Below are 25632 nucleotides of genomic sequence, written 5' to 3'. Positions count from 1 at the left end.
GCGCCCGGCAGACGCGCCCGGCCGGCGCGTGGGTGAGCGAACCTGGCGGTAGAGGCGGCGGGAACGGGCCAAGAAGAATGAGCGCGTGGGCCAGGCGACCTGGCGGTAGAGGCGGCGGTGGGAGCGGGCCAGGAGGATGAGCGCGTGGGTCAGGCGACCTGGCAGTAGAGGCGACGGCGCGAGCGGGCCAGCGTCACCAGCGCGGTGAGGATCTCGCGGGCCCGGGCCGGGTCGAGGGTCTCGCCGTCGGCCGCGCGGGCCGCGACCCACCGGGCCGTGACGTCGCGCAGGGTGGCGGCGTCGGCGCGGGCCAGGGCCGCGGTGAGTTTCGGCAGAAAGCCCAGGATCAGCGGCGACTCCTCGTCGTTGACCTGCTCCGGCCCGGCGATCTGGTCCCCGGTCCGGTCCAGCAGCAGGCTCTCCCACTCCTCCAGGGAGGCGAAGACGTCGAAGCCGGCGAACTCGACGGCGTCGCGGCCGGGGCCGTCGTCCTCGGCGGCGTCGTCGTTGGCGGCGGTGTAGAACGTGATGATCGTGCTCATGGGTGTCAGCCGGTGACCTTGCCGTCGGCCACCTCGAGGTGGCGGTTGGTCTGGACCGCCGCCAGCATACGGCGGTCGTGGGTGACCAGCAGCAGGGTGCCGGTGTACGACGCCAGCGCCGACTCCAGCTGCTCGATCGCCGGCAGGTCCAGATGGTTGGTGGGCTCGTCGAGGACCAGCAGGTTCACCCCGCGCGCCTGGAGCAGGGCGAGCGCCGCCCGGGTGCGTTCGCCGGGGGAGAGCGAGCCGGCCGGGCGCAGCACGTGCCCGGCCCGCAGCCCGAACTTGGCCAGCAGGGTCCGCACGTCGGCGTCGCTCCAGTCCGGCACCGCGTCGCCGAACGCCCGGGCCAGGCTCTGCGAGCCGAGGAACAGCCCGCGCGCCTGGTCCACCTCGCCGACCACCACCCCCGGGCCCAGCGCGGCGGTGCCGGAGGTCAGCGGGAGCCGGCCGAGCATCGCCGCGAGCAGCGTGGACTTGCCGGAGCCGTTGGCGCCGGTGATCGCCACCCGGTCGGCCCAGTCGACCTGCAGGGTGACCGGCCCGAGGGCGAACGAGCCGCGCTGGACGTACGCCTCCCGCATGGTCGCCACCACCGCGCCGGCCCGGGGCGCCGTGGCGATCTCCATCCGGAGTTCCCACTCCTTGCGCGGCTCCTCGACCACCTCGAGGCGTTCGATCATCTTTTCCGTCTGGCGGGCCTTGGCGGCCTGCTTCTCGCTGGTCTCGCCGCGGAGGTTCTTGCCGATCTTGTCGTTGTCGCTCGACTTGCGGCGGGCGTTGCGGACGCCCTTGTCCATCCAGGCACGCTGCGTCCGGGCGCGGTCGAGCAGGTCCTCCTTCTTGTCGGAGTACTCCTCGTACTGCTCGCGGGCGTGCGACCGGGCGCGTTCGCGCTCCTCCAGGTAACTGGCGTAGCCGCCGCCGTACCGGTGGATCTGTTGTTGATGCAGGTCGAGTTCGAGCACCTTGGTGACGGTGCGGGCGAGGAACTCGCGGTCGTGGCTGACCACCACCAGACCACCGCGCAGACCCTTGACGAAGCCCTCCAGGTGGGCCAGGCCGTCCAGGTCCAGGTCGTTGGTCGGCTCGTCGAGCAGATAGACGTCATAGCGGCTGAGCAGCAACGACGCCATCCCGGCGCGGGCCGCCTGACCGCCGGAGAGGGCTGTCATCGGCAGCTCCAGGTCGAGCCGGAGCTCCGCCCGGGAGAGGGCCTCGGCACGCTCGTCCAGGTCGGCGCCGCCCAGGTCGAGCCAGCGTTCCAGGGCCACCGCGTACCTGTCGTCGGCGCCCGGTGCGCCGGCTGCCAGCTCGTCGGCCGCCGCGTCCATCGCCGCCTGCGCGGCCGCCACCCCGGTGCGCCGGGCCAAGAAGTCGCGCACCGTCTCACCGGCCCGGCGCTCCCGCTCCTGCGGGAGATAACCCACGTTCGCGGTGGGCGGGCTGAGCGCGACACTTCCGCTCTCCGCCGGCAGCAGACCGGCCAGCGTACGCAGAAGGGTGGTCTTACCGGCGCCGTTCACCCCCACCAGGCCGATCACGTCCCCGGGGGCGACCACCAGGTCCAGGCCGGTGAAGAGGCTGCGGTCGCCGTGCCCAGCGGCGAGTTCCCGGGCGATCAGTGTGGCGCTCATCGAGGAGTCATCCTAGGCCCTGCCGCTCCGGTGCCCGGGAACGCTCAAGAGTTGCCGTCGCCGGCCGATTGTCCCGCCGTGACGAGGGTGGAGCGGGAGCCGAGGGCAGGTCGGGCGATTCGGCGTGACCCGGTCCTGCTCGGCGCGTTCGGCTGGACCGCGCTCGGCCTGGTGCTGCTGTTCGTGCTGGCCGGCCACTACAACTCCCAGGTGCGGGTGTTCTGGCTGTTCCAGCCGCCGCTCGACCTGCTGCTGGCGTACTCGGCCTGGCGGGTCAGCCGGATCGCGTCCGGCCCGGTCCGCCGTTTCTGGCGGCTGCTGACGGTCGCCGCCGGGCTGTTCGTCCTCGGCGACTCGGTGCAGGCGGCGCTCACCCTGACCCGGCACGACCAGTGGTCGACGGCCGGCGGCACGGTGCAGTCCGGCTGTTTCGCCGCCGGCGAGATCCTGATCATCGTGGCCATGCTGATCCACCCGCACCCCGGCCGCTCCCGCCGCGAGGCGCTCGCGTTCTGGCTGGACACCGCCACCGTGATGGTCGGCGGCGCGGTGGTCGCCTGGTGCCTGGTGCTCAGCCCGCAACACCACGACGAGAACTCCAGCCTGGTCGGCGCGCTGCTGGGCGCCGCGGTCATGCTGACCACCGGCTTCGCCGCCGTGAAGATCTTCCTGAGCGGCAACGCGCCGATGCACCGGGCGGCGGCCATCCCGATGATCGCCGCGGCCCTCGGGAACGGGATCGGCCTGTTCGCCGCCCCGCCCGGCCTGGCCGACGGGTTCCCGGCCTACGTGTACGCCATCCGGTTCTTCCCGTCGCTGCTGGTCGCGATGGGCCCGCGGATCCAGGAGATCATCGCGGGCGTCGACGAGACCGCGTTCGGCGCGCGCCGCCGCAAGCCGTACAGCCTGCTGCCGTACGGTTCGATCGTCGTCGTCTTCGCCACCCTGGTGCTCGTGCTGCCGGACGGCAGGAACGGCCCGCTGGTGGTGGCGGTCAGCGGTCTCGGCGTGATCGTGGCCCTGGTGGTGGCCCGGCAGCTGGCCGCCTTCCACGACAACACCCGGCTGATCGACCAGCTCGACACCACCCTCACCGAGCTGCGCGAGCACGAGCAGCGGCTGCGCCACCAGGCGCTCTTCGACGAGCTGACCGGGCTGGCCAACCGTGCGCACTTCCGCGAGGAGACCACCAGCACACTGCGGGAGGCCCGGCCGGAGACGGTCGCGCTGCTGCTGGTCGACCTGGACGGCTTCAAGGCGGTCAACGACACGCACGGGCACGCCGCCGGCGACCTGCTGCTCGCCGGGGTGGCCGAGAAACTGCGTCAGTCGGTGCGCTCCGGCGACCTGGTGGCCCGGCTCGGCGGCGACGAGTTCGCGCTGCTGCTGCGCGACTGCACGGTCCGCGACGCGGAGCTGACCGCGCAGCGCATCCTCCGCGCGATGACCGAGCCGATCCAGGTCGGCGACGAGATGGCGGTCTGCGCCAACGCGAGCATCGGCATCGCCTGCGCCGCGGAGCGCGACGACGTGCGGTCGCTGCTCCACGACGCCGACATGGCGATGTACGCCTCGAAGCACCGCGGCAAGGGCACCTGGATGCGCTACGAATCCGGGATGGCCCTGTCCGGCTAGGCCCCGGGATCAGCGTCCCGCCACCAGCCGAACCGGGTCGGGACCGCCGGCGGGCCGTCGGTGCCTACATCTTCACGGCGTGGCCGCTGACCCGGACGCCGGCCTCGCCGGGCACCAGGCGGACCGTGATCTGGCTCGGGCGGCCCAGGTCGTCGCCCTGCCGCAGCTCCAGCGTCGCGTCGTCGCCGACCAGCCCGAGCTCGCGCAGGTAACCCCCGAGGGCGGCGGCCGCCGACCCGGTGGCCGGGTCCTCGTAGACGCCGCCGATCGGGAACGGGTCGCGCACGTCGAAGCTGTGCTCGCCGGCGCGGAACACCAGCTGGATCGTGGTCCAGCCGCGCTCGGTCATCAGCGCCGTCAGCCCCGGCACGTCGTAGTCCAGGTCCGCGAGCCGCGCCCGGCTGGCGGCGGCCAGGATCGGATGGAGATTGCCGGAGTACGCCACCCGGGGCGGCAGGGCCGGGTCGAGGTCGCCGGCGGACCAGCGCAACGTGCCGAGCAGCGCGGTGAGGTCCGCCTCGGGCAGCGGCTCCACGCGCGTCGGGACGCTGGTGAGCGTGGCGGATCCGGTGGTGTCGACGGTCACCGGGACCTCGCCCGCGTTGGTCACGAAGAGGTGCTCACCGGGGCCGAGGGCGACGGCGGTGGCCACCGTCGCGTGGCCGCAGAACGCCACCTCGGCGAGCGGGCTGAAGAACCGCAGCCGCAGGCGGTCCCCGTCCCGCCCGGTGATGAATGCGGTCTCGGAGAAACCCAGCTCGGCGGCGATCCCGAGCATCCGGGAGTCGTCCAGTCCGGTGGCGTCCAGGACCACGCCGGCCGGGTTCCCGCCGGTGGGGTCGGAGGTGAAGGCGACGTACCTGTCAATCATGGGACGAAGCCTGCCGCGCGCCGCCGCCGTGAGCAAAAGCCAATCGCGCGGTCCTGGTTGCGTTCCCGATCACAGTCGCCGGTTGTCACCGTCGCGGAGTAGCGTTCCTGCGGTGACAGAGGGTCCTACCGCGATGATCTTCGAACCTCCCGCCGACCTGCCGCGCACCCTGGGCGAGCTGCGTGCCACCGGGCACCGGTTCCGCACCGTCAAGGAGGAGCTGCGCGACAACCTGCTCGACAAGCTGCGCACCGGCGAGCCGCGCTTCCCCGGCATCGTCGGCTATGACGACACCGTCCTGCCCGAGGTCGAGCGGGCCCTGCTCGCCGGCCACGACATGGTCCTGCTCGGCGAGCGCGGCCAGGGCAAGACCCGGCTGATCCGGGCGCTGGCCGGCCTGCTCGACGAGTGGACGCCCTACATCACCGGCTCGGAGCTGCACGAGCACCCCTACCATCCGCTCACCCCGGCGAGCCGGCGGCTGGCGGCCGAGTCCGGCGACCTGTTGCCGATCTCCTGGCTGCACCGCTCGCAGCGGTACGGGGAGAAACTGGCCACCCCGGACACCAGCGTCGGCGACCTGATCGGTGACGTCGACCCGATCAAGGTGGCCGAGGGCCGGGCCCTGGGCGACCCGGAGACCATCCACTTCGGCCTGGTGCCGCGCACCAACCGGGGCATCTTCGCCGTCAACGAGCTGCCCGACCTGGCCGAGCGGATCCAGGTGTCGCTGCTCAACGTGCTGGAGGAGCGGGACATCCAGGTCCGTGGCTACCAGCTGCGGCTGCCGCTCGACCTGCTGCTGGTCGCCTCGGCCAACCCGGAGGACTACACCAACCGGGGCCGGATCATCACCCCGCTCAAGGACCGGTTCGGCGCCGAGATCCGGACGCACTACCCGGTCGACCTGGAGCTGGAGACAGCGCTGGTCCGGCAGGAGGCGGCCCTGGTGGCGGCCGTCCCGGAGCACCTGATCGACGTGCTCGCCCGCTACACCCGGGCGGTCCGCGAGTCGTCGTCGGTGGACGCCCGCTCGGGCGTGTCGGCCCGGTTCTCGATCGCCGCGGCGGAGACCGTCGCGGCGTCCGCGCTGCGCCGGTCCGGGCTGCGCGGCGAGCGGGAGGCGGTCGCCCGGATCTGCGACACCGTGTCGGTCACCTCGACGCTGCGCGGCAAGGTGGAGTTCGAGAGCGGCGAGGAGGGCCGGGAGACCGAGATCCTGGCGCACCTGCTGCGGGTCGCGACCGCCGAGACGTTCCGGGCGCGGCTGGCCGGGCTGGACCTGTCCGGGTTCACCGACCTGGTCGCCGAGGGGGCCATCATCGAGACCGGTGACCTGGTCAGCGCCGAGGAGCTGCTCAGTCAGATCGGCACGGTGCCCGGCCTGTCGAAAGTGCTCGACCGGCTCGGTCTCGGGGACGCGCCGACACCGGGCGAGGCCGCGGCCGGCGTCGAGTTCGTCCTGGAGGGGCTGCACCTGACGAGACGGCTGGCCAAGGAACTGACCGACGACGGCCGCACCCTCTACGGGAGCTGAGCATGGCACGGAACGTCTTCCGGTACGGCGCCTGGCGGGACGGCCCCGACCCGCTGGCGCCGCCCTACGACGTGCGGGCGGCCGTCGACGAGATGGGGGAGCGGGTCATGCGGGGCGACACCCTGCGTGACGCGCTCCGCGACCTGATCCGGCGCGGGCCGCGGGACGCCGGCGGGCTGGACGCGCTGCGCGAGCGGGCCCGGCGCCTGCGGCGCGAGGCGCTGCGCCGGGGCAACCTGGACGGCGCCGTCACCCGGGCCCGGCAGATGCTGGATCAGGCCCTCGCCGCCGAGCGGGATGCGCTGAGTGCTCGGGACGACATGGCGGCCCGGTTCAACGAGGCCGTCCTGGACAACCTGCCGCGATCGACGTCTCAGGCCATTTCGGAACTGTCCGAATACCACTGGGAGTCGGCGGAAGCCCGCGACATCTACCAGCAAATCCTGGACGGCCTCCGGCGGGAGGTCGTCGAGCAGCGCTTCGCCGGCATGCGCGACGCCCTGCGGAACGGGGATCTCGCGGACGTGTCGGAAATGGTGAGCGACCTCAACGACCTGCTCGCCAAGCACGCCCGGGGCGAGGAGACCGGCGACGCGTTCCGCGACTTCATGGCCAAACACGGCCGGTTCTTCCCGGACGACCCGCAGAACATCGACGAGCTGATCGACTCGCTGGCCCGGCAGGCCGCCGCCGCCGAGCGGCTGATGCGCTCGCTCAGCCCGCAGCAGCGCGAGGAGCTGCGGCAACTGATGGCCCAGGCGCTCGGCGAGGGCCCGCTGGCCGGTCAGCTCGCCGAGCTGACCGACAACCTGAAAGCGCTGCGGCCCGGCATGAACTGGGACCGTGGCGAGCGGATGCGCGGCCCCGGCGACCTGGGTTACGGCGACGCGGCCGCCGCCCTCGGCGAGATCGCCGACCTGGACGAGCTGATCGACCAGCTCGGCCAGGAGCACCCCGGCGCCACCCTCGACGACGTCGACGTGGACGCCGTGGAGCGCCAGCTCGGCCGGTCCGCCGCCGACGACCTGCGCCGGCTGCGCGAGCTGGAGCGGGAGCTGCGCCGGCAGGGCTGGGTGCAGCGCGACGGCGACGGCCTCACCCTCTCGCCGAAAGCGTTGCGCCGGCTCGGCCAGACCGCGCTGTCCCGGATCTTCCACGACCTCGCGGCGGGCAAGCGCGGCGAGCACGACATGCGGGACGCGGGCGCGGCGGGCGACCTGATCGGTTCGTCCCGGCGCTGGGAGTTCGGCGACGACCAGCCGCTCGACGTGGTCCGCACGATCGGCAACGCGGTCCGCCGCCGGGCCGCCTCCCGCGGCGTCGCCACCCTTCCGGTACGCCTGGAGCCGGACGACTTCGAGGTCGCGGAGACCGAGCGCCGTGCCTCGGCGGTGGTCGCGCTCTGCGTGGACCTGTCGTACTCGATGTTCGCGGACGGCCGCTGGGGCCCGATGAAACAGACGGCGCTGGCCCTGTCGCACCTGGTCGCCACGAAGTACCCGCAGGACGCCCTGCAGATCATCGGCTTCGGGAAGTACGCGATGCCGCTGTCGCAGGGCGAGCTCGCCGCGATCGAGCCGACCATGGAGAAGGGCACCAACCTCCAGCACGCGCTGAAACTGGCCGGCCGGCACCTGCGCCGGCACCCGGGCTCGGAGCCGGTGGTCCTGGTGGTCACCGACGGCGAGCCGACCGCGCACCTGGAGGACGACGGCGAGGCGGCGTTCTGGTGGCCGCCGCTGCCGGAGACCGTCCAGGCGACGGTGCGCGAGGTGGACCTGCTCACCCGGTACGGCGCGACGCTCAACGTGTTCATGCTGGGGGAGGACCCGGGGCTGCAGCGGTTCATGGGTGCTGTGGCGCGGCGCAATGGCGGCCGGGTGTTCAGTCCGGACGCCGCCGAGCTGGGCCGCTACGTGATCGACGACTACGTGCGGGCGCGGCGGGGCCGCCGCTGACCCGCCTCAGCCGCGCAGGGTCTCCGAGGGGGTGACGTCGTACCGCTCCCGGTAGGCCGCGGCGAACCGGCCCAGGTGCGTGAACCCGAAGCGGTACGCCACCTGGGCCACCGTCGTCGTCGCCGGGTCGGCACCGCGCAGGCCCTCGTGGACCAGCCCGAGCCGCAGCTGCCGGAGGTATGTCATCGGCGGCATCCCGACGTACCGCGCGAAGCTCTGCTGCAACGACCGGGCACCCACCCCGGCGATCTCACCGAGCTCCGCCACCGTGAACGGCCGGCCCGGCTGGGCGCGCATCGCCTCCACCACCCGCCGGATCGCGCCGGGCGCGGCCAGGGCCGGCGATCGCCGTTCGAGCGGCCCCCGGTACCGGTGATCGGCGGCCAGCAGCAGCCCGGTGGTGAGCGTCTCCCGCATCCGGGCGCCGATCACCGGATGCCCGGTCAGCCCCTGCGGGCTGCCGGTGTCGGCGGCCACCATCCGGACCAGCCGGGCCCAGCTGGCCCCGGCGCCCTTCCGGACGTCGAGCACCGGCGCCAAGTCGATCGGGCTGCGTACCGGCCGGTCCAGCATCCGCTCCAGCTGGCTCTCCAGCTCGCCTCGCCCGATCTTGACGGCGAGCAGCCGGCAGTCGCCGTCCCAGGAGTCCAGGTAGGCGTCCCCGATCGGCAGGTTCACCGCGGCCGACTCCCCGGCGCTGGCGCGGCGCGGCTCGTCCCGGCCCTGATGCCAGGTCACGGCGCCGGTCAGCGGCAGGTTCACGTGGTAGTACCCGGTCTCACCGGCACTGATCCGGACATCCACCCCGAAGTCCAGCACGCCGAGCGTCACCCCGGGGTCGCCACCCACCGCGAAGTGCGCCGTCCAGCTGGGTGCCGGGTTCAGGACGTCCACATCGAGCGGATAGAAGTACCTGCGGAGTACGGCCCGCGCCTCGTCGATGTCGGCGATGTGGTGAGTTGTCGCTTGCACGCCAGCAAGCTTTATCGTTCAAGTAGCCTCTGGCAAACCGGCGTGGTTTGCGCCCCCTGTGCCCGTTCGGGCGGTTCGCCCGCCCGATCTCTTGACTCGGCGCACGTCACCGCCCCACCGTGCCAGTCCCCCGGCTGGCACGCCGCTCCCCGCTGTCCCCCGGATGGGCCGCCGAAAACTGTCCGTTCCGCCGACACCCCGAGGCGTTACCCGCCCAGCGGCGAGCGGCGTGGCGATGCCCGGCGCCCGGTGGCCGGCCGGGGGACGCCGGGCATCGCGTCAAGCGGTGAAGCGGGTGGCCGGGGCGCCGCTGAGCAGGCCCGCAGGCAGTCGCGTCACATGCGCGACCACCTCCCGCACCCGCCATCCGGCACACAGCGTCCCCGCATCCCACTGCTCCTCGCTCAACCCGGCCAGCATCTCCGCGAGATCCCCGCGCTGCGCGGCGATCGCCCTGGTCACCTCGGTCCGCATCTCGTCGCCCTCCGGGCCCGCCCGCGGCGAGCGTCGAAGGGCATACGAATCCGCAACCCCGGATCAATCGCCCGCTCCGGATCCGCTCGTTTTTCTTCGGTACGGCATCGGCGCCCGCCCCGCCTGGCCTCGGTAACCACCTGTATTCGACCTACTACGCTGAGCGGGCGCCCATCGCTTCGTCTCCCGAGGGCTCACCGAGAGGACGCGTCGTTGCCGTACGGAATCGTTCTGCTGCCTGATCCGGAGACCGCCGATCGCCTCGCCGAGTACGCCGCGCACGTCGGTGCGAGTGGCGAGCCGCTGATGACCATCGGCCCGGCCGCACCACCGCATCTCACCCTTCTCCACGCGGACTGCGGCGCGGAGGCCGCGCAACGGTGGTGGACGTGCGTGGCCGGGGCCCTCCCGCCGGTGATCTGGGTCCGGCTGAACCGGCTCGCGTTCTCGCCCATCTCGCCCGGCGACTTCCACGTCCCGGAGGGCGGCGTCTACGCCGGCCTGGAGGCCTTCCGCGGCCGCGAGCTGGACGCGGCGCACGACACCGTGGTCCGGTGTGCCGGCGCGGTGGACGGCAGGCCGCTGACCGGCATCGGTGACGCGTTCAGCCCGCACATCACCCTGGGCGTTCTCCGGCGTTTCCCGGCGCACCGGGTCGAGTTACCGGCGGACCTGGTGACGGGCAGATTCCCGCTCCGCCCGGCACTCGGCGCGCTGGGCCGGTACGGCACCTTCCCGGACATCCTCGGTCCGGAGTGAACCGGCGGGCTCGGTCCGGAGTGAACCGGCGGGCTCGGTCCGGAGTGAACCGGCGGGCTCGGTACTCGCCGTCCAGCGCCTCGCCGGGAACCTCGGTCGCGCGGGCGCCGAGGGCCGGCGTCAGTACCGATTCGCGATGGTTCGTCAGCCGGGAGTCGGCGCGTGGATTGAGCGACGACATGCGGACGCGAAGCTCGTGTGCCGCCTCGACGATGCGCTGCTGCCAGCCGGGAACGCGGCTGCGGACCTGGGTCTACCGGATCGCCACCAACGTCTGTGTCGACATGTTGCGGGGAGCGGCGCGGCGGGCGCTGCCGGCGGATTTGAGTCGGCGGGGCAGCCGTTCGGGGCGGCGATGGCGGCGCCGGAGGCGGCGTGCGTGGGGCATCGACTTGTTCCGGTGGCGGCTTCCGGGCAGCCGGCTTTCTGGCAGATGCGGCCGGAGGGCGCCGGGTTCGCGCCGTTCGCCCTGGTGATGTTCGACATCGTGGACGGCCGGGTGAGCAACACCACGACGTGGCTGGAGACGACGGGCTGGCGGTTGCCGGCGCCGGTCGTGCCGTCGTTGTGGTCGCTGTTCCAGCGTCACTGACGCTCCCATCAGCGGCCCAGGTCCCGCACCGCGGCTACCTGGACCTCGCCGCGTGTTTTCTCGATCGGCACGACGGCACAGGCCCGCTCGGCCGCGGGGGCATGCCGCCCCGGAGCGGAGGCTAGGCAGGTGCCTAGCCTCCTAGGACGCATTAGCGGGTGTGGCGGGCGTGACTGCGCCACGGCACTCGGTAGGCAGGTGGTTATAGTGGCTCGGCGAGCGACCCCCGGCATCTCCGTGCCCGGGCCCGGAAGTCGCAGCCCAGGGGGAGAGGAAGTCGTGGCGATGTCGCAGCCCGCGCCGTCCATCGAGACCTCCAACCGGATCTTCACGATTCCGAACGTGATCAGCTTCGTCCGGTTGCTCGGCGTCCCGCTCTTCCTCTATCTGCTGCTCGGCCCGGAGAACGACGTGGCCGCGGTGATCGTGCTCGCGGTCGGCGGCACCACCGACTGGGTCGACGGCTACGTGGCCCGCCGGATGAACTCGGTGTCCCGGCTGGGTGAGCTGCTCGACCCGTTCGCCGATCGGCTCTACATCCTGGCCACCCTGATCGGCTTCACCATGCGCGGCGTCGTCCCGTGGTGGCTGACCGGCGCGCTGCTGCTGCGCGAGGTGGTGGTCGGGATCGCGCTGCTGGTCCTGCGCCGGCACGGTTACGGGCCGCCGCCGGTGCACTACGTGGGCAAGACCGGCACGTTCGTGCTGCTCGCCGCGTTCCCGGTGATCCTGCTGGCGGACGCGGTGCCGTCGATCGACAGCTGGGCCGTCCCGGTCGGCTGGGGCCTGGCCTGGTGGGCGCTCGGGTTGTACTGGGCGGCCGGTGTGCTCTATCTGATGCAGGCCGCGCGGCTGCTGCGCGCCGACCGGGACGGGCCGGGCGCCGCACCGGCGGTCGCGCCGTGACCACCCCGGCGGCTCCGGCGCCGGAGCCCGGCGGTGAGCCGGCCGGGAGGAAACCGGCGGTTGCGGCGCCGGATCCCGACGGCGAGGCGTCCGGGAAGCGGACCTACGGCCCGGACTTCCTCACCGCGCTGTTCCAGAACCCGCTCGACCCGGGTTACGCGGACGCCGCCGCCCGCCGCGCCGAGGGCTACCGGCGCACCGGTGCCCGCAAGCGGCTGACCAGCGGGCTGGCCATCGTCACCACCGGCGTGATCGGCTTCCTGCTGGTGGTCGGTTATCAGCAGACGGTGGCCGACGAGCCGGGCCGGACCAAGGCGCGCGACGCCCTGGTGGCCCAGGTGGAGAAACGCCGGACGCAGACCGAGACGCTGCAGGCGCGCGCCGACCTGCTCGCCGAGCAGGTCGCCCAGCTGCGCGAGCGCGAGCTGGGCGGTGCCGCGGTGGCCGGGATCGGCGACCTGGAGGCGGCCACCGGGCTGGCCCCGGTGCGCGGCCCGGGCGCGAAGATCATCCTGGCGGACGGGCCGACGTCGGTGGACCCGGTGACCGGCGAGCGGCGCACCGAGGGGCAGGTCAAGGACACCGACCTGCAGCTGGCGGCGAACGCGCTGTGGTCGGCGGGCGCCGAGGCGATCGCCATCAACGGGCAGCGGCTGACCGCCACCTCGACGATCCGGCAGGCCGGTGAGGCGATCCTGGTCGACACCCGGCCGGTGACCACGCCGTACGAGGTGACGGCGATCGGTCCGGGCGATCTGGCCAAGGACTTCCGGGACGGGTACGCCGGGAGTTTCTTCCAGACGTTGTCGGCCCGGTTCGGCCTGTCGTTCGAGTCGTCCAAGGTCAAGAGCGTCACCCTGAACGCGGCGCCGGAGCTGAAGCTGCGGTCGGCGGCGCCGAGCACCCCTCCGCCCGCTCCGTCGGGCGCCTCGTCCGTGGCCGTCTCCGGTGTGCCCGAGGGCTCGCCGTCGACGGCCGGCTCACCCTCGGAAGGCGGCCGATGATCCCCGTTCTCGCTCTGCTCGGCGGTGTCCTGCTGGGCATCGTGTTCCACCCGACGGTCCCGCACGAGCTGGTGCCGTACCTGCCGATCGCCGTGGTGGCGGCGCTCGACGCGGTGTTCGGCGGGGTGCGGGCCAAGCTGGACGGCATCTTCGACGACAAGCAGTTCGTCGTGTCGTTCATCTCGAACGTGCTGGTCTCCGGCCTGATCGTCTACGTCGGCGACCAGCTGGGGGTGGGTAACCAGCTGTCCATCGGTGTCGTGGTGGTGCTGGGCGTGCGGATCTTCGGTAACGTCGCGGCGATCCGCCGGCACCTCTTCCGGGCCTGAGGGCCCGGATCCGGATGCTGGCCGACGAGGGGACGCGATGACCGAGCGCGAGGAGAACGAGCGCGAGCAGGCGCCGGCTTTCGGCATGCCCACCGCCGGGCGCAAGCCGCAGGCCGGGGACGGCGGCACCGCGGGCCCGCCGGTGGTGGCGGAGGAGCCGACGTTCGACTTGCGGCCCGCTTCGGCCGAGGCCGCTGACGATTTCCGGTACGCCGGGGAGCGCGCCGAGGTCGTACCGGAAAGCGACGCGGCGGATCCGGTGGCGGACGGCGCACCGGAAGCCGAGGCGGTCCGCACCCGGGAGGGTGAGCCGGAGATTTCCGACACGTCACCCGATGAGTCGACGCGCGACACGCCCGAGCCGGCCGATCCGGAAAGTGATCTTGATCGCGCGGCGGCGGAGCCGGAGCCGGGCCGGAAGCGGCCCGCGGCGGCCGGCACGCTGATCTGGGTGCTGCTGGCGCTGCTCGGGTTCACCCTGGTGGTGCAGCTGCGCAGCAACGACGCGGACAGCGGCCTGTCCACCGTGCGGCAGGAGGACCTGGTCCGGATCCTGAGCGACCTGGAGGCCCGGGACAGCCGGCTGAACACCGACATCGAGGCGCTGGAGCGCAGCAAGCAGCAGCTCACCTCGGGGGTGGCCGGCCGCGAGGCGGCGCTCGACGAGGCGAACAAGCGCAGTCAGGAGCTGGGCCTGCTGGCCGGCACCATCGCCGGCCGGGGCCCGGGCCTGGAGATCACGCTGACCAAGGTCGAGGCGTCCGACGTGCTGAACACCGTGCAGGAGCTGCGCGGGGCGGGCGGCGAGGTGATGCAGATCAACAGCGGGACCGGAGCCTCGGTACGGATCGTCGCGTCCACCTACTTCATCGACGCGCCCAGTGGTGGCATCATCGCCGACGGTGAGCATCTGACGGGGCCGTTCCGCCTTCTCGTGATCGGCCCGCCCGGCACGATGAGTACGGCGTTGCAGATCCCGGGCGGGGTGGTGGCGTCGGTGAAGAGCGGCGGCGGTAGCGTGACCATGGACTCGCGCAGCATGGTCGAGGTGACCGCGGTGCGTAAGGCGACTGCCCTGCAGTACGCACGTCCGGTTTCGTGACTACGGAGGAAGTGTTGATTCCTGAGGATCTGCGGTACACCGCGGAGCACGAGTGGGTCGCCGGTGACGGCAGTGGCCCCGTGCGGGTGGGGATCACCCACTTCGCGCAGGACGCGCTCGGTGACATCGTCTACGTGCAGCTGCCCGAGGAGGGCACCGAGCTGGCGGCGGGCGACTCGATGGGCGAGGTGGAGTCGACCAAGAGCGTCTCGGAGATCTACGCGCCGATCGCCGGGACGGTGGTGGCCCGCAACGACACGCTGGGTGACGAGCCCGAGCTGATCAACGCGGAGCCGTACGCGGCCGGCTGGCTCGTGGAGATCGCCCCGGCCGATCCGGCGGCGGTGAGCGAGCTGCTGGACGCCGCGGCGTACCAGGCGCTCACCGAGAGCTAGACCGAAGCATCGACCCGCGAGTCTGGTTGCCCCGCGATATTGGCGCTGACTAGGCTCGCGGGGCACATGTAGAACTGTTATTCCTTCGAAACCGATAGTCGTGCGTCGGGCCTTGATGGCCTCGGCGAGGTCGCAACATCATGACCTTGCCGGTCGAGGCGACGACCAACTGATCCGTGAGGTGGTCCGATGACGCGCCCAGACGACGAGTTCCCCCCGCTCGACGTCACGTCCACGCTGAACCTTGGCGCCCTTGACGAGGTGCTCGAGGGTCCCGAGACCGACGTGGTGCCCAGCCGCATGTCCGGCTCCCTGCCTCCCGGCATGGCCCTGCTCGTGGTCCGCCGTGGCCCGAACGCGGGCGCCCGGTTCCTGCTCGATCACGACGTGACGACCAGCGGGCGGCACCCGGACAGTGACATCTTCCTCGACGACGTGACGGTTTCCCGTCGCCACGCCGAGTTCCACCGCGACGGGGGCGTGTTCACCGTCCGCGACGTGGGCTCGCTCAACGGCACGTATGTGAACCGTGAGCGGGTCGAGGCCGCGACGCTGAGCAACGGCGACGAGGTCCAGATCGGCAAGTTCCGTCTGGTGTTCATCGCCGGTCCGCGGCCGGAGGGCGAGGGCGGCCGGGCGTGAACCCGTCGGGGGCGGCCGCACGCGACCCGGGGGCTTCGCGCCCCCAGGCCGGGCGCGAGGGTGCGCTGATGAGCATCGGGGAGGTGCTGGCCCATCTGCGCACCGAGTTCCCCGACACCACGATCTCCAAATTGCGGTTCCTGGAGGCGGAGGGTCTCGTCGACCCGCAGCGCACCGCCTCCGGGTACCGCAAGTACTCGTGGAACGACGTGGCACGGCTGCGGTTCGTGCTGACCGCGCAACGTGATCAGTACCTCCCCCTGCGGGTGATCCGGGAGCAGTTGGACCGGATGGAGCAGGAGCCGGTGGTCCCGCAGCGGCCGACGCTGGTGGCGGTCGGCACGCAGCGGGCCGCCGATCCGGCCGACGCCCGCATCCCGACGGCCGAGCTGGTCGAGCGGACCGGGGTGGACGAGCCGCTGCTCGCCGAGCTGGAGCAGATCGGCCTGGTCGTGGCGCGCCCGCCGGGCTGGTACGACGCCGACGCGGTGATCATCGTGGAGGCCGTCGTCGGGCTGACCAAGTTCGGCCTGGAGGTGCGTCACCTGCGGGCGTTCAAGAACTCGGCCGACCGCGAGGTGGGCCTGTTCGCCCAGTTGCTGGCGCCGTTGGTGCGCCAGCAGGATCCGGCGGCCCGGGCCCGCGCCAGCGACACCGCGCGTGAGCTGCAGGCACTGTCGCAGCGGCTGCACGCGGCGCTGGTACGGACCGGACTGCGCGGCGAACTGGGGCGTTGAGCCGCGGTGGGCCTACCCTGTGCGGGGTGTCCCGCGCGGGGCGGATCAGCACCGCGTGCGTGTACCGTGCAGGGTAAGGGGCGGCCGTCTGGGGGCGGCGACAACAACGAACACGGAGGCGGGCGGTGCGCGAGCTGAGCGTGGTCGGGGTCCGGGTGGAGCTGCCCAGCAACCAGCCGATCGTGTTGCTGCGGGAAGTCGACGGTGACCGGTACCTGCCGATCTGGATCGGCGCGGTGGAGGCGACAGCTATCGCCTACGAGCAGCAGGGTGTGAAACCGGCCCGGCCGCTCACCCACGACCTGCTGCGGGACATCCTGGCGGCGGTGCAGCAGCCGCTGAAGGCCGTGGAGATCACCGAGCTGAAGGACAACGTCTTCTACGCCGATCTGCTGATCGGGGAGAACCTCCGGGTGTCGGCCCGGCCGAGCGACTCGATCGCCCTGGCGTTGCGGGTGGGCGCGCCGATCCGGTGCGCCGATCAGGTGCTGACCGAGGCCGGCATCGTGATCCCCGACGAGCAGGAGGACGAGGTGGAGAAATTCCGCGAGTTCCTCGACCAGGTGCGGCCCGAGGACTTCGCCGGCTGAAAGTGGCGGAAAACACCGAGACGCGCCGGAGAGTAACGGCGCGTCGGCGTGTCGCTCGTCCGAACGCGGCGTGTCGTGCGGTTACCTCCATGTTTCGCCAGTGACTGAGATATACGCTCGTGAAGTCCAGGTGAACCGGCACCGCCCAGATCTGTTGATCATGGGCAGCGGGGAGGTAGTCGCGTGCACGAGCAGCCTCTTGAAGGCCCACTCGTCGGCGAGGACGGCTCGGTCGGCTATCGCGGAGTGACGGCTTGCCAGGCGGTCGGCATCAGCTACCGCCAGCTCGACTACTGGGCGCGGACCACGCTGGTGGTGCCGAGCGTGCGGGACGCCTCCGGTTCCGGCACTTCCCGCCTCTACTCCTTCCGCGACCTGGTGGTCCTCAAGGTCGTCAAGCGTCTGCTGGACGCCGGGGTGTCGCTGCAGAACATCCGCCGGGCGATCGAGACGCTGCGCTCGCACGGTGTCGAGGACCTGGCCGGGATCACGCTGATCTCGGACGGCACCACCGTCTACGAGTGCCGCTCCCCGGAGGAGGTCGTCGACCTGCTGCAGGGCGGCCAGGGCGTGTTCGGCATCGCGATCGGCGGTGCGTTCAAGGAGATCCAGGGTTCGTTGTCGCACCTGCCGGCCGAGCCGGCCGCGCCGCAGCCGGTCGACGAGCGGCCCGAGGGGCCGGCCGCGGGTGACGAGCTGGCGGCCAGGCGGGCGCGCCGGCGGGCCGGCTGATCCTGATCGGCCGGCACCGGCCGCCGCCTTTCACGCGGCGCCGGCGGGTGGGCTGATCCTCACCGTGCGGCTCCGTCCGGGACCAGCCGGGGCGCCTTGCGGACCGCCGGGCCGACGGTGGCCGCGTCGGCGGTGACGAACATGATGCCGGTCGGCGCCCAGACAGTCCCCGTCGGACCGACCTCGTCGAGCCGGAACCCCGCCGGCAGCGACCCCGCGGCAGCACACCCCAGGGCAGCGACCCGGCCGCACCGACGAGCCCGGCGTCGCGCGCCGAGCCGGTGGCGATCACCTGACCGGTTCACCGGGCGGTGAAGTCCCGGTTGCGCCACAGGCTCGTCATCCCGTCAGCTCCGCCGGGCTCGTTCTGTTGACCGACAGGTTGACGTCACCGGTCAACGGCCACCCACTGCCGGTCGGCCCGGGCTGCCCCAGGGCGGGAGTCAGTGCCTGATCAGTGGGTGGGGCGCGCGGTGGCGTGCTGGTCGGCGAAGCCCCAGACGGCGGTGAGGGTGGCCGCGGGGGTTTCGATCTGGGGGAGGTGGCCGGCCTGGTCGAGGGCTTGGTAGCGGGCGCCGGGGATGGCGGCGGCGTACGCGCGTCCGTAGTCGGGGGTGGCGATGCGGTCGCTCTGGCCCCACAGGACGAGTGTGGGGACGGTGACCCGGGTGAGGCGGCCAGCGAGGGTGGGGTCGGTCATGGAGCTGCCGCCGTAGAGGGCGATGGCTTGCCGGTTGGCGCCCATGAGCGCTTTCTGGCGGTCCGTGACGGTGGCGGGATCGAGCCGGAACCGGTCGGGGTCGTGGTAGGACAGGTCGGTCAGCTGGTCGAGGGTGAGGGCGAAGAAGTCGGCGACCGGGTGGGCGGGGACGTCGACGCCGACGCCGTTGATGATGATCACGCTGGCGATGCGAGGGCTGGCCAGCAGGGCGATCTCGGCGGTGATCCAGCCGCCGATGGAGCTGCCGACCAGGGTGACGTCGTGGAGGTCGAGCTGGTCGAGCAGGGCGACGTAGAGGTGGGCCAGGGCGCGCACGTCGGTGATGTCGTCGGGTCTCGGGGTGCCGTTGAAGCCGGGGTGGGTGGGCGTCAGGACCCGGGCCGGTCGCTGTGCGGCCAGCTGCGCGGCGAACGGTAGGACGGAGGCGGGGCCGGCGCCGCCGTGCAGCAGCAGGAACGGGTGCCCGGCGCCGGCCTCGTCGACGGTGAGCGGGACCGCAGTGGTGCCGGGCCGGTGAACGGTGTACACGGTCGGCGAGGTCGTCGTCATGCCGGGCTCTTTTCTCTCGTTTCGGTGACACCATCCTATATCAGCTTGGTTATATAAGGAACCTTAGTTTGCCGCCTCGTCGCGTCCAGGGCGCCTGGATCGCCCGGAAAGGAGAAGTCCCAGTCCCCATTGGCGAACACGCTCGCGTTGCGGGCAGCGCCGTAGTTCGGGCAGTCCGTGGTTCTCGTGATCGGATCCAGGAGCACCGGCAGCGCTGCTAGCGCCGCGCCGCCGACGGCCAGCGCCCAAGCCCGCCCAATGCCGAGCGTCGCGGTGCCTTGCCGATCACGGCGCCACGGTAGACAGGACGCGCCGGCATTTACCGCGCCTCGATCCTCCGGACCGGAGCAGTGCGGGCCGCCCCGTGATCGACGCGCCAGACGTCACGGCCGCCGGCCGCGGGATCAGTCACGGTCGCCGGCCGCGGGATCAGTCGCGGCCGGTGGTCTCCGGGTCCAGCGGCTGCCGCAGGACCAGCTCGAGCAGCGCACCGAGCTGATCGAGCTGCTGCGCGTCGAGCCCCGCGAACGATTGAGCGAGCACTGCGGACACCCGCCGGGTGCCCTCGTCGCGGATCTTCTCGCCCGCGTCGGTGATCCTGTGCCGGATCGCCCGGCCGGGTGCGGGCACGCGTTCGATGAGGCCGCGATCGATCATCCGCGCCGCCAGGGTGCCGAACGACTGGTCGGTCTGGAAGGTCAGCTGTGCCAGGTCGTGCAGTGACGCGTCGGGGTGCTCGTGCAGGTGACGCAGGGCATCCCACTGCACCAGGGAGACCCCCAGGTGGGACAGCGTGGCGGTCAGGGCGCGGTGGTGCCGGTGCTGGACGCGTCGCACGGACAGCGCGACCTGGTTCACCGAACGGACCATGAGATCAGCGTAACGAAGAACAAGCTCCTGATTCAAGCATGCTTACCTAAGGATGCTGATATACGGTTGTCGGCAGAGCGACGAGGGAGGACGGTGATCCGACCGGCAGCGTCAGGAGGGCCGGGACCTCAGTGCGGCACCGGGACCTGCTCCGCCCGGGGCACCACGATGGTCCGCTCCACATTGATCGCGTGCCAGAGGCAGAACATCGCGACCGTCCACACCTTGCGCGACCGGTCGGCCGTGCCGGCCCGGTGCTCCGCGAGCAGACCCCGGGCATACTCCAGGTCCAGCAGGTGGCCGGTCTGTGAGGTGGCCAGCAGGTGATCGACCCAGTCGCCGATCCGGCCGCGCAGCCACAGCCGGGTCGGGGTCGGGAAGCCCAGCTTGGCCCGGTCGCGCACCGACTCCGGCACGATCCCGCGCATCGCCTCGCGCAACGCCGCCTTGGTGGTGCGTGACCCCGGCGGCAGCTTCAGGTCGGTGGCCAGGCCGGCGGCTGCCGCGTACACCTGCTGGTCGAGGAACGGGACCCGCAGCTCCAGGCTGTGCGCCATGCTCATCCGGTCGGCCTTGACCAGGATGTCGCCGGGCAGCCAGGTGTGCAGGTCCACGTACTGCATGGAGGCCACCTCGTCCACATCGGCGGTCTCGGCGTACAGCCGGGCGGTGATCGCGGTGTGCGGTTCCGCGGTGAACCGCATGATCCGGGCCTTCTCCTCCGGGTCGAAGATCCGGGCGTTGCCGTAATAGCGCTGCTCGATCGGCGTGGTGCCGCGCTCCAGGAACGACCGGCCCCGGACGCCCTCCGGTAGCACCTGGGCGAGGTGGTGCAGGCCGCGCTTGAGGCTCGGCGGCAGCCTGTCGACGGTGGCCAGCGACAGCGGCTCGCGATAGATCCGGTAACCGCCGAACAGCTCGTCGGCGCCCTCCCCGGAGAGCACCACTGTCACCTGGCGGGAGGCGGTGCGGGCCAGGAAGTACAGCGGGATCAGCGACGGGTCGGCGACCGGGTCGTCGAGCAGCTGCACGATGCGCGGCAGTTCGGCCAGCACCTGCTCGTCGGTGACCACCGTCGGGGTCAGCGGGATGCCCAGCTGCCGGGCGGTGTCCTGGGCGATGTCGATCTCCGAGTACCCGTCGGCGGCGAACCCGGCGGTGAACGCGTGGATGCCCGGTCGCGCCTCGGCGGCCAGGGCGGCGACGGCGGACGAGTCGACGCCGGAGGAGAGGAACGTGCCGACCGGGACCTCGGCGTGCAGGTGTTTGCGTACGCTGGCGCGCAGCGCGTCCTGAATGGCCTGGTGGGCGACCTCGGGTTGCAGGCGCAGCGGGCGCAGCGACGGCCGGAACCAGCGGTGCTCGCGCACGCCGCCGCCGGGTGTCCAGACCAGCCGGTGCCCCGGTGGCAGCCGCCGGATGTGCCGGTGCAGGGTGCTCGGGTCCGGCACGAACTGGAAGCTCAGGTAGTGCCCGAGCGCGTCGGTGTCGAGCGCACCGCCGGGCGGCGCGGCGAACGGGTCGAGGGCCTTGCGCTCGCTGGCCAGCCACAGGCCGTCAGCGGTCTCCACCAGGTAGAGCGGCTTGATCCCGAACGCGTCCCGGGCCGCGTGCACCGTCCCGGTCCGGTGGTCGTAGGCGACGAACGCGAACATCCCGCGCAGCCGGGGCAGCGCCGCCTCACCCCAGTGGTGGAACGCGGCCGCCAGCACCTCGGTGTCGCCGTGCGTGGCGAACGTCGCCCCGTGCTCGCGGATCAGCTCGGCCCGCAACTCGTGGTAGTTGTAGATCTCCCCGTTGAAGACCACCGACCACCGGTCCGCGTAGTGCAGCGGCTGCGCCGACTGCTCGCGGTCGATGATCGCGAGCCGGTTGAACCCCAGCGCGTACCCGTCGCCGTGCACGATCCGGGTGTCGTCGGGCCCGCGATGCCGCATCGTGGCCAATGCCGCGGCGAAGGCCGCCGCGCCCGCCTCGTCCAGCGGCCCGGCACCGGGCCGGTTGCTGAAGTACGCGCTCAGACCGCACATCTCGGCCTCCCCCTCGTGGTCGTGAGGAGGCGACCGTAGGGTCAGCTTGTGAAGATCCTGTGCGGTTCCTGCACGCTTCCCTGCGCTGACCGGAACCCGTGTGACTTCTTCACCAGAAACTCACAATCCGCTTCCGGTACGCCGTGACCGGCGACGTTCAGTGGCCCGCCGCCCGCGCGGAGATCCGGCCGGCCAGCCTGTCGCCGGCGGCCCGCAGGGCTTCGGCCATCGCGGCGCCGCCGGTGTGGCCGGAGTCCTCGACGACGACCAGCTCGGCATCGGGCCAGGCCCGCGCGAGCTCCCACGCGGTGATGACCGGGGAGCCGAGGTCGCCGCGCCCGTGTACCAGGACGGCGGGAATGCCGGTCAGCCTGCCCGCCTCGCGCAGCAGCACGCCGTCGTCGAGGAAGCAGCCGTTCGCGAAGTAGTGGGCGCAGATCCGGACGAAGGCCAGCGCCGCCTCGTCGGAACGCCTGCCGTACTGTCCCGGCTTGCCGTTGTGCTCCAGTGAGATGAGCGCGTCCTCCCAGGCCAGCCACTCGGTGGCGGCTCGCCGTCGCAGGTCCGGGTCGGCGCTGTCCAGCAGCCGGGAGTATGCCATCAGCAAATCCTCGATCGGCGGCTCGACGTCGGTCGGCAGCCGGTGGTCCGCGGCACCGGCGAAATCCCGGAACCGCGCCCACGCCTCGGGGAACATCCGGCCGGCGCCCCGGTACAGCCAGTCCAGCTCGGACCGGCGCCCCGACGTGATGCTGACCAGCAGCATGCCGGCGACGCGGTCCGGATGGCGCTGCGCGTAGGCCAGCGCCAGCGTGACACCCCAGGAGCCGCCGAAGAGCTGCCACGTCCGGATCCCGAGGTGCTCGCGCAGCCGTTCCATGTCACCGATCAGATGCTCGGTGGTGTTGCGGCTCAGGTCGGTCCCGGGGTCGCTCGCGTGTGGCGTGCTGCGACCGCAGTTGCGCTGGTCGAACAGGATGATGCGGTACCGCTGCGGGTCGAAGGACCGGCGCATGCCGACCGAGCATCCGGCACCCGGCCCGCCGTGCACGACCAGCACCGGTACGCCGTCCGGGTTACCGCAGGTCTCCCAGTAGACGGCGTTGCCGTCGCCGGTGTCGAGCATCCCGGTCTGATCCGGCTCGATCGGCGCAACCGCCACGTCGCCCTCCTCGTCCTCGCACGGCAGTCATCGAACGCCGTGAACGTTATCGGACAGGGTGCTGGTCGGCCTCCTGCCCGGAGATCACCCGATGCACGTGCAGCGACCACTGGAGATCCTCGCCTGCTGTCTCCGGGCGCTCCTCGGCGAGCTGATAGCGGATGGTCAGCGCCTCCTCCACCGCGGCCAGGGCCGCCGCCTTCTCCCCGAGCACGATCCGCCGCACCGCCAGATCGGTCAGCGCGGACGCCAGACTCGGCAGGTACGCGTCCGGCTGCCGCTCGGCGAGCCGCCGCCGCAGCGCCACCGCCTCCTCGGCCACCGTCCGGCTCGGCTCGTTGCGGTCCAGGATCCCCAGGTTGATGCCGAGCACGCTGAGCGCCGCCGCCAGCTGCGGCAGGAACTCCGCCGGCTCCTGCTCGGCGAGCCGGCGGTGCAGCACCACCGCCTCCTCCGCGGCGGCCAGGGCCTGCGGATACTGCTCGACAGCACCGAACCCGAGGGACAGGTTCAGCAGCGCGCCGGCCAGCTCGGACCGGTGGCTGTCCGGGTCCGCCTCGGCGAGCCGGCCGTAGATCTCGGCAGCCTCGGCCGCCGCGCCCAGCGCCGGCTCCGGCTGATCCAGCACGCTGAGCCGGACGGCCAGGCTGCCCAGCGACCGGGCCAGCGCCGCCTCGTAGGTGGCGGGCTCCGCAGCGGCGAGCCGGCGGTGCACGACCACCGCCTCCTCGATCGCGGCCAGCGCCGGGGCGTGCCGGTCGAGGTCACCGAGGCGTACCGACAGGTTGTTCAGCGCGGTGGCCAGCTCCGGCTCCCGCCCGGCCCGCCGGTGCCGGTCGGCGATCCGCTGGGTGATCTCGGCGGCCAGCGGCGCCAGGTCACCGGTCCGGGGGAGCCGGTCGGCGATGGCGACCAGCCGGTCCACGCCGGCCTCCGGGTCGGCCTCCGGGTCGGCGCCGATCCGCCGTATCGCGGTGACCAGCGGCGCGGCGCCCGCGACGCTGGCCGCGGCCGCCACCATGGCCTCGGTGAGCAGGCCGGCGTGCCGGACGCAGAGGCTGGTCAGCGGGACGCTGAGCCGGTCGGTCAGATCCGGCTGCCGCGCGGCTCGCGCCCACCGGGTCAGCACCCGCCGGCGCTGGCTCTCGGTGAGGATCGGTAGCAGTGGGGTGACCAGGCCGGGGGAGGCCGCCAGGCGCAGCCCGGCGAACCGGTCGGCGAGCCGGTCCGGCCGCAGGCCGCCCCACGGCCGGGCGCCGGCGGCGGGGAAGAGGTCGGCCAGCCAGGTCCGGACCGCGTCGCGCAGCTCCCGGGGCCGGCCGGCGAGCGCGGCGACGGCGCTCAGCAGCCGGTCGGCCTGCTCCTCGTCGGTGGGGCTGACCAGCACCGCGACGGCGAGCACGTCCTGCGCCGCCACATCCGGCAGGTCCAGGCCGTGCCAGGCGGCGGTGAACGACCAGTACCGCTGCTCGTGGGTCAGCAGCCGGTCCTCCGCCGGTTTGCGCGAGCCCGCCGCGATGCCGAACCCGGCGGTGTCCAGCAGGTCGGCCAGCGCCCGCATCTGCACGCTCAGTGCCCGGCCGCCGGCGTCGTGCGGCTGCCCGGTCAGCCGTTCCGCGACGGTCGGCCAGTGGTGCGCGGCGTGCCCGGGCACCCCCGGCAGCGCGGCCGCCAGCGCGTGCACCGCCTCCCGGTACGCCGTGGCCCGCCCGTCCGGGTCGTCGTCGAGCACCGGCAGGTCCACCACGGCGGTGCCGCCCAGCAGCCGCTCGTCGCGCAGCATCCGCCACCAGTCGCCGGCGTTGCGGGCCAGCAGCAGCACCCGCAGCGGCCGGGCGCCGTCGTGCCGGGCGCAGGCCGCCAGCAGCGTCCGGATCTGCCCGGCGCGGTCCTCCGCCCCGTCCACCACGATCAGCAGCGGCACCACCACGTCGCCGACCGCGGCGATCGCCTCGTCCGGCGCGGACTCGCCCAGCCACAGGACCGCCCAGCCGGCCGCCGTCAGCCGCCCGGCCAACTCGTGCCCGACCCGCGACTTGCCCTGCCCGGCCGGCCCGTGCAGCAGCAGCGCCGCGAACCCGGCCCCGGAACACCAGGCGCCCAGCTCGTCCATCAGCCGGTGCCGCCCGCGGAATCCGACCACCCGGCTCTCCGCCCGCAGCAGCGCCGCCGGTGACCGCGGCGCGTCCGGCTCGGTCACCTGAGCCCCGGCCAGCTCGACCGGCGACAGCCGGGACACCGCGGTCCCGGCCACCTCGAGGAACCCCCGCTCCCGGCACAGCGCGCTCACCAGCGTGACCCCGAGGCCGTCGCCGACCACGCCGACCAGCAGCCCGGCGCAGAACACCGCCGCACCGGACAGCCCGGCCGCCGGCTCCCCGGAGCCGCCGAGGTCGCCGGCGTCGCCGGGCACGAACCGGTTCTCGTGGAGCGCGCCGGCCACCGGCCGCGGCGCCGCGCCGACCGGCCAGTCCCGCCGCTGGACACCCCACGCCCGCGCCGGCCGGTCCGGCCGGTCCGTCACCATCCGCCCGAACACCGGGTCCGGCCCGGCGACCTCGGCCCCGGCGGTGTCCTCGATCCGGACGAGCGCGGCGTCGTCCGGCCCGCCCGGTGTGCCCCGCCAGGCCACTACGCCGGTGAGGCCGCGCCCGGAGGCCGCCAGGCACACGGTCACCTCCGAGCCGACGGCCGGAGCGGCGTGGGCCGAGGTGAGCACCAGCCGCCCGGTGATCAGACAGCCGGCCGCGCGACGCCCCGCGGTTTCGACGCTGACCACCCGCCCGCCGTCGCGAGCTGTCCCGACGGCCGAGGCGGCATCACCCAGATCGATCTGCACCCGGACACTTTTCCACGCCGAGCCGCCCGTCCCATACCCACCTATCG

24 protein-coding genes are annotated in these 25632 nt (G+C 72.8%); 14 read left to right on the top strand and 10 right to left on the bottom strand.

Annotated elements, in window-relative coordinates:
• Nucleotides 1-149: 149 nt before the first annotated feature.
• Both Actob_RS28110 and Actob_RS28105 read right to left on the bottom strand, forming a co-directional pair.
• Nucleotides 150-542, bottom strand: coding sequence for a hypothetical protein (locus tag Actob_RS28110; RefSeq protein WP_284914844.1), 393 nt, complete (start codon nucleotides 540-542; stop codon nucleotides 150-152).
• Nucleotides 543-547: 5 nt separating this feature from the next.
• Entirely contained in the window at nucleotides 548-2179 is a 1632-nt protein-coding gene (locus Actob_RS28105; RefSeq protein WP_284914843.1) for an ABC-F family ATP-binding cassette domain-containing protein, read from the bottom strand.
• 78 nt (nucleotides 2180-2257) lie between these two features.
• Between Actob_RS28105 and Actob_RS28100 the strand changes: the two genes are divergently transcribed.
• The gene (locus tag Actob_RS28100) at nucleotides 2258-3814 is read left to right on the top strand and encodes a GGDEF domain-containing protein (RefSeq protein WP_284914842.1); all 1557 of its coding nucleotides are present in this window, start codon (nucleotides 2258-2260) and stop codon (nucleotides 3812-3814) included.
• A 64-nt stretch (nucleotides 3815-3878) separates the two neighbouring features.
• Here the strand turns inward: Actob_RS28100 and Actob_RS28095 are convergent, their stop codons facing one another.
• On the bottom strand, nucleotides 3879-4685 hold the full coding sequence (locus Actob_RS28095) for a PhzF family phenazine biosynthesis protein (protein ID WP_284914841.1): 807 nt from the start codon (nucleotides 4683-4685) through the stop codon (nucleotides 3879-3881).
• Nucleotides 4686-4818: 133 nt separating this feature from the next.
• On the opposite strand from Actob_RS28095, the gene Actob_RS28090 reads away from it, so the two are divergent.
• Nucleotides 4819-6222, top strand: a complete 1404-nt coding sequence (locus Actob_RS28090; RefSeq protein ID WP_407653720.1) for a sigma 54-interacting transcriptional regulator — start codon at nucleotides 4819-4821, stop codon at nucleotides 6220-6222.
• Between the two features lie 2 nt (nucleotides 6223-6224).
• Nucleotides 6225-8180 (top strand): vWA domain-containing protein, encoded by a 1956-nt coding sequence (locus Actob_RS28085; protein ID WP_284914839.1) that lies wholly within the window; start codon nucleotides 6225-6227, stop codon nucleotides 8178-8180.
• 6 nt (nucleotides 8181-8186) lie between these two features.
• Here Actob_RS28085 and Actob_RS28080 read toward each other — a convergent pair whose 3' ends face one another.
• Together Actob_RS28080 and Actob_RS28075 are read right to left on the bottom strand one after the other, a co-directional pair.
• Nucleotides 8187-9152: an AraC family transcriptional regulator gene (locus tag Actob_RS28080; protein ID WP_284914838.1), complete on the bottom strand. Its 966-nt coding sequence runs from the start codon at nucleotides 9150-9152 to the stop codon at nucleotides 8187-8189.
• Between the two features lie 279 nt (nucleotides 9153-9431).
• On the bottom strand, nucleotides 9432-9626 hold the full coding sequence (locus tag Actob_RS28075; protein WP_284914837.1) for a maleylpyruvate isomerase N-terminal domain-containing protein: 195 nt from the start codon (nucleotides 9624-9626) through the stop codon (nucleotides 9432-9434).
• A gap of 213 nt (nucleotides 9627-9839) precedes the next feature.
• Here Actob_RS28075 and Actob_RS28070 point away from each other — a divergent pair, with 213 nt between their 5' ends.
• The 11 genes from Actob_RS28070 (at nucleotide 9840) to Actob_RS28020 (ending at nucleotide 17414) form a co-directional block, all read left to right on the top strand.
• Nucleotides 9840-10385 (top strand): hypothetical protein, encoded by a 546-nt coding sequence (locus Actob_RS28070; RefSeq protein ID WP_284914836.1) that lies wholly within the window; start codon nucleotides 9840-9842, stop codon nucleotides 10383-10385.
• A gap of 136 nt (nucleotides 10386-10521) precedes the next feature.
• On the top strand, nucleotides 10522-10977 hold the full coding sequence (locus Actob_RS28065) for a hypothetical protein (RefSeq protein WP_284914835.1): 456 nt from the start codon (nucleotides 10522-10524) through the stop codon (nucleotides 10975-10977).
• 285 nt (nucleotides 10978-11262) lie between these two features.
• Nucleotides 11263-11883: a CDP-alcohol phosphatidyltransferase family protein gene (locus Actob_RS28060; protein WP_284922396.1), complete on the top strand. Its 621-nt coding sequence runs from the start codon at nucleotides 11263-11265 to the stop codon at nucleotides 11881-11883.
• Entirely contained in the window at nucleotides 11880-12887 is a 1008-nt protein-coding gene (locus Actob_RS28055) for a DUF881 domain-containing protein (protein WP_284914834.1), read from the top strand. Before Actob_RS28060 ends, Actob_RS28055 begins: the two co-directional genes overlap by 4 nt.
• Nucleotides 12884-13216, top strand: coding sequence for a small basic family protein (locus Actob_RS28050; protein ID WP_284914833.1), 333 nt, complete (start codon nucleotides 12884-12886; stop codon nucleotides 13214-13216). The genes Actob_RS28055 and Actob_RS28050 overlap by 4 nt, the downstream gene beginning before the upstream one ends.
• Nucleotides 13217-13253: 37 nt before the next feature.
• Nucleotides 13254-14318, top strand: a complete 1065-nt coding sequence (locus Actob_RS28045; RefSeq protein ID WP_284914832.1) for a DUF881 domain-containing protein — start codon at nucleotides 13254-13256, stop codon at nucleotides 14316-14318.
• Nucleotides 14319-14332: 14 nt separating this feature from the next.
• On the top strand, nucleotides 14333-14713 hold the full coding sequence (gcvH, locus tag Actob_RS28040) for a glycine cleavage system protein GcvH (protein WP_284914831.1): 381 nt from the start codon (nucleotides 14333-14335) through the stop codon (nucleotides 14711-14713).
• Between the two features lie 189 nt (nucleotides 14714-14902).
• Entirely contained in the window at nucleotides 14903-15355 is a 453-nt protein-coding gene (odhI, locus tag Actob_RS28035) for an oxoglutarate dehydrogenase inhibitor Odhl (protein ID WP_014692031.1), read from the top strand.
• A 68-nt stretch (nucleotides 15356-15423) separates the two neighbouring features.
• On the top strand, nucleotides 15424-16092 hold the full coding sequence (gene ftsR, locus Actob_RS28030) for a transcriptional regulator FtsR (protein WP_284914830.1): 669 nt from the start codon (nucleotides 15424-15426) through the stop codon (nucleotides 16090-16092).
• A 125-nt stretch (nucleotides 16093-16217) separates the two neighbouring features.
• Nucleotides 16218-16682, top strand: coding sequence for a bifunctional nuclease family protein (locus Actob_RS28025; RefSeq protein WP_284914829.1), 465 nt, complete (start codon nucleotides 16218-16220; stop codon nucleotides 16680-16682).
• 183 nt (nucleotides 16683-16865) lie between these two features.
• The gene (locus Actob_RS28020; protein WP_284914828.1) at nucleotides 16866-17414 is read left to right on the top strand and encodes a MerR family transcriptional regulator; all 549 of its coding nucleotides are present in this window, start codon (nucleotides 16866-16868) and stop codon (nucleotides 17412-17414) included.
• A gap of 454 nt (nucleotides 17415-17868) precedes the next feature.
• On the opposite strand, the gene Actob_RS28015 is transcribed toward Actob_RS28020, so the two are convergent.
• The 5 genes from Actob_RS28015 to Actob_RS27995 form a co-directional block, all read right to left on the bottom strand.
• Nucleotides 17869-18684 carry an alpha/beta fold hydrolase gene (locus Actob_RS28015; protein ID WP_284914827.1) on the bottom strand — a complete coding sequence of 272 codons (816 nt, stop codon included), beginning with the start codon at nucleotides 18682-18684 and terminating at the stop codon, nucleotides 17869-17871.
• A gap of 429 nt (nucleotides 18685-19113) precedes the next feature.
• Nucleotides 19114-19554 carry a MarR family winged helix-turn-helix transcriptional regulator gene (locus Actob_RS28010; protein WP_284914826.1) on the bottom strand — a complete coding sequence of 147 codons (441 nt, stop codon included), beginning with the start codon at nucleotides 19552-19554 and terminating at the stop codon, nucleotides 19114-19116.
• Nucleotides 19555-19682: 128 nt separating this feature from the next.
• Entirely contained in the window at nucleotides 19683-21584 is a 1902-nt protein-coding gene (gene asnB / locus Actob_RS28005; protein ID WP_284914825.1) for an asparagine synthase (glutamine-hydrolyzing), read from the bottom strand.
• Nucleotides 21585-21741: 157 nt separating this feature from the next.
• Nucleotides 21742-22710: a prolyl aminopeptidase gene (gene pip, locus Actob_RS28000; protein ID WP_284922395.1), complete on the bottom strand. Its 969-nt coding sequence runs from the start codon at nucleotides 22708-22710 to the stop codon at nucleotides 21742-21744.
• A gap of 82 nt (nucleotides 22711-22792) precedes the next feature.
• The gene (locus Actob_RS27995) at nucleotides 22793-25585 is read right to left on the bottom strand and encodes a tetratricopeptide repeat protein (RefSeq protein WP_284914824.1); all 2793 of its coding nucleotides are present in this window, start codon (nucleotides 25583-25585) and stop codon (nucleotides 22793-22795) included.
• Nucleotides 25586-25632: the final 47 nt, after the last annotated feature.

This window comes from Actinoplanes oblitus, assembly GCF_030252345.1.
GTDB lineage: Bacteria > Actinomycetota > Actinomycetes > Mycobacteriales > Micromonosporaceae > Actinoplanes > Actinoplanes oblitus.
Note: the sequence above shows the minus strand (reverse complement) of the source record. Positions and strands in the feature narration are given on the sequence as shown.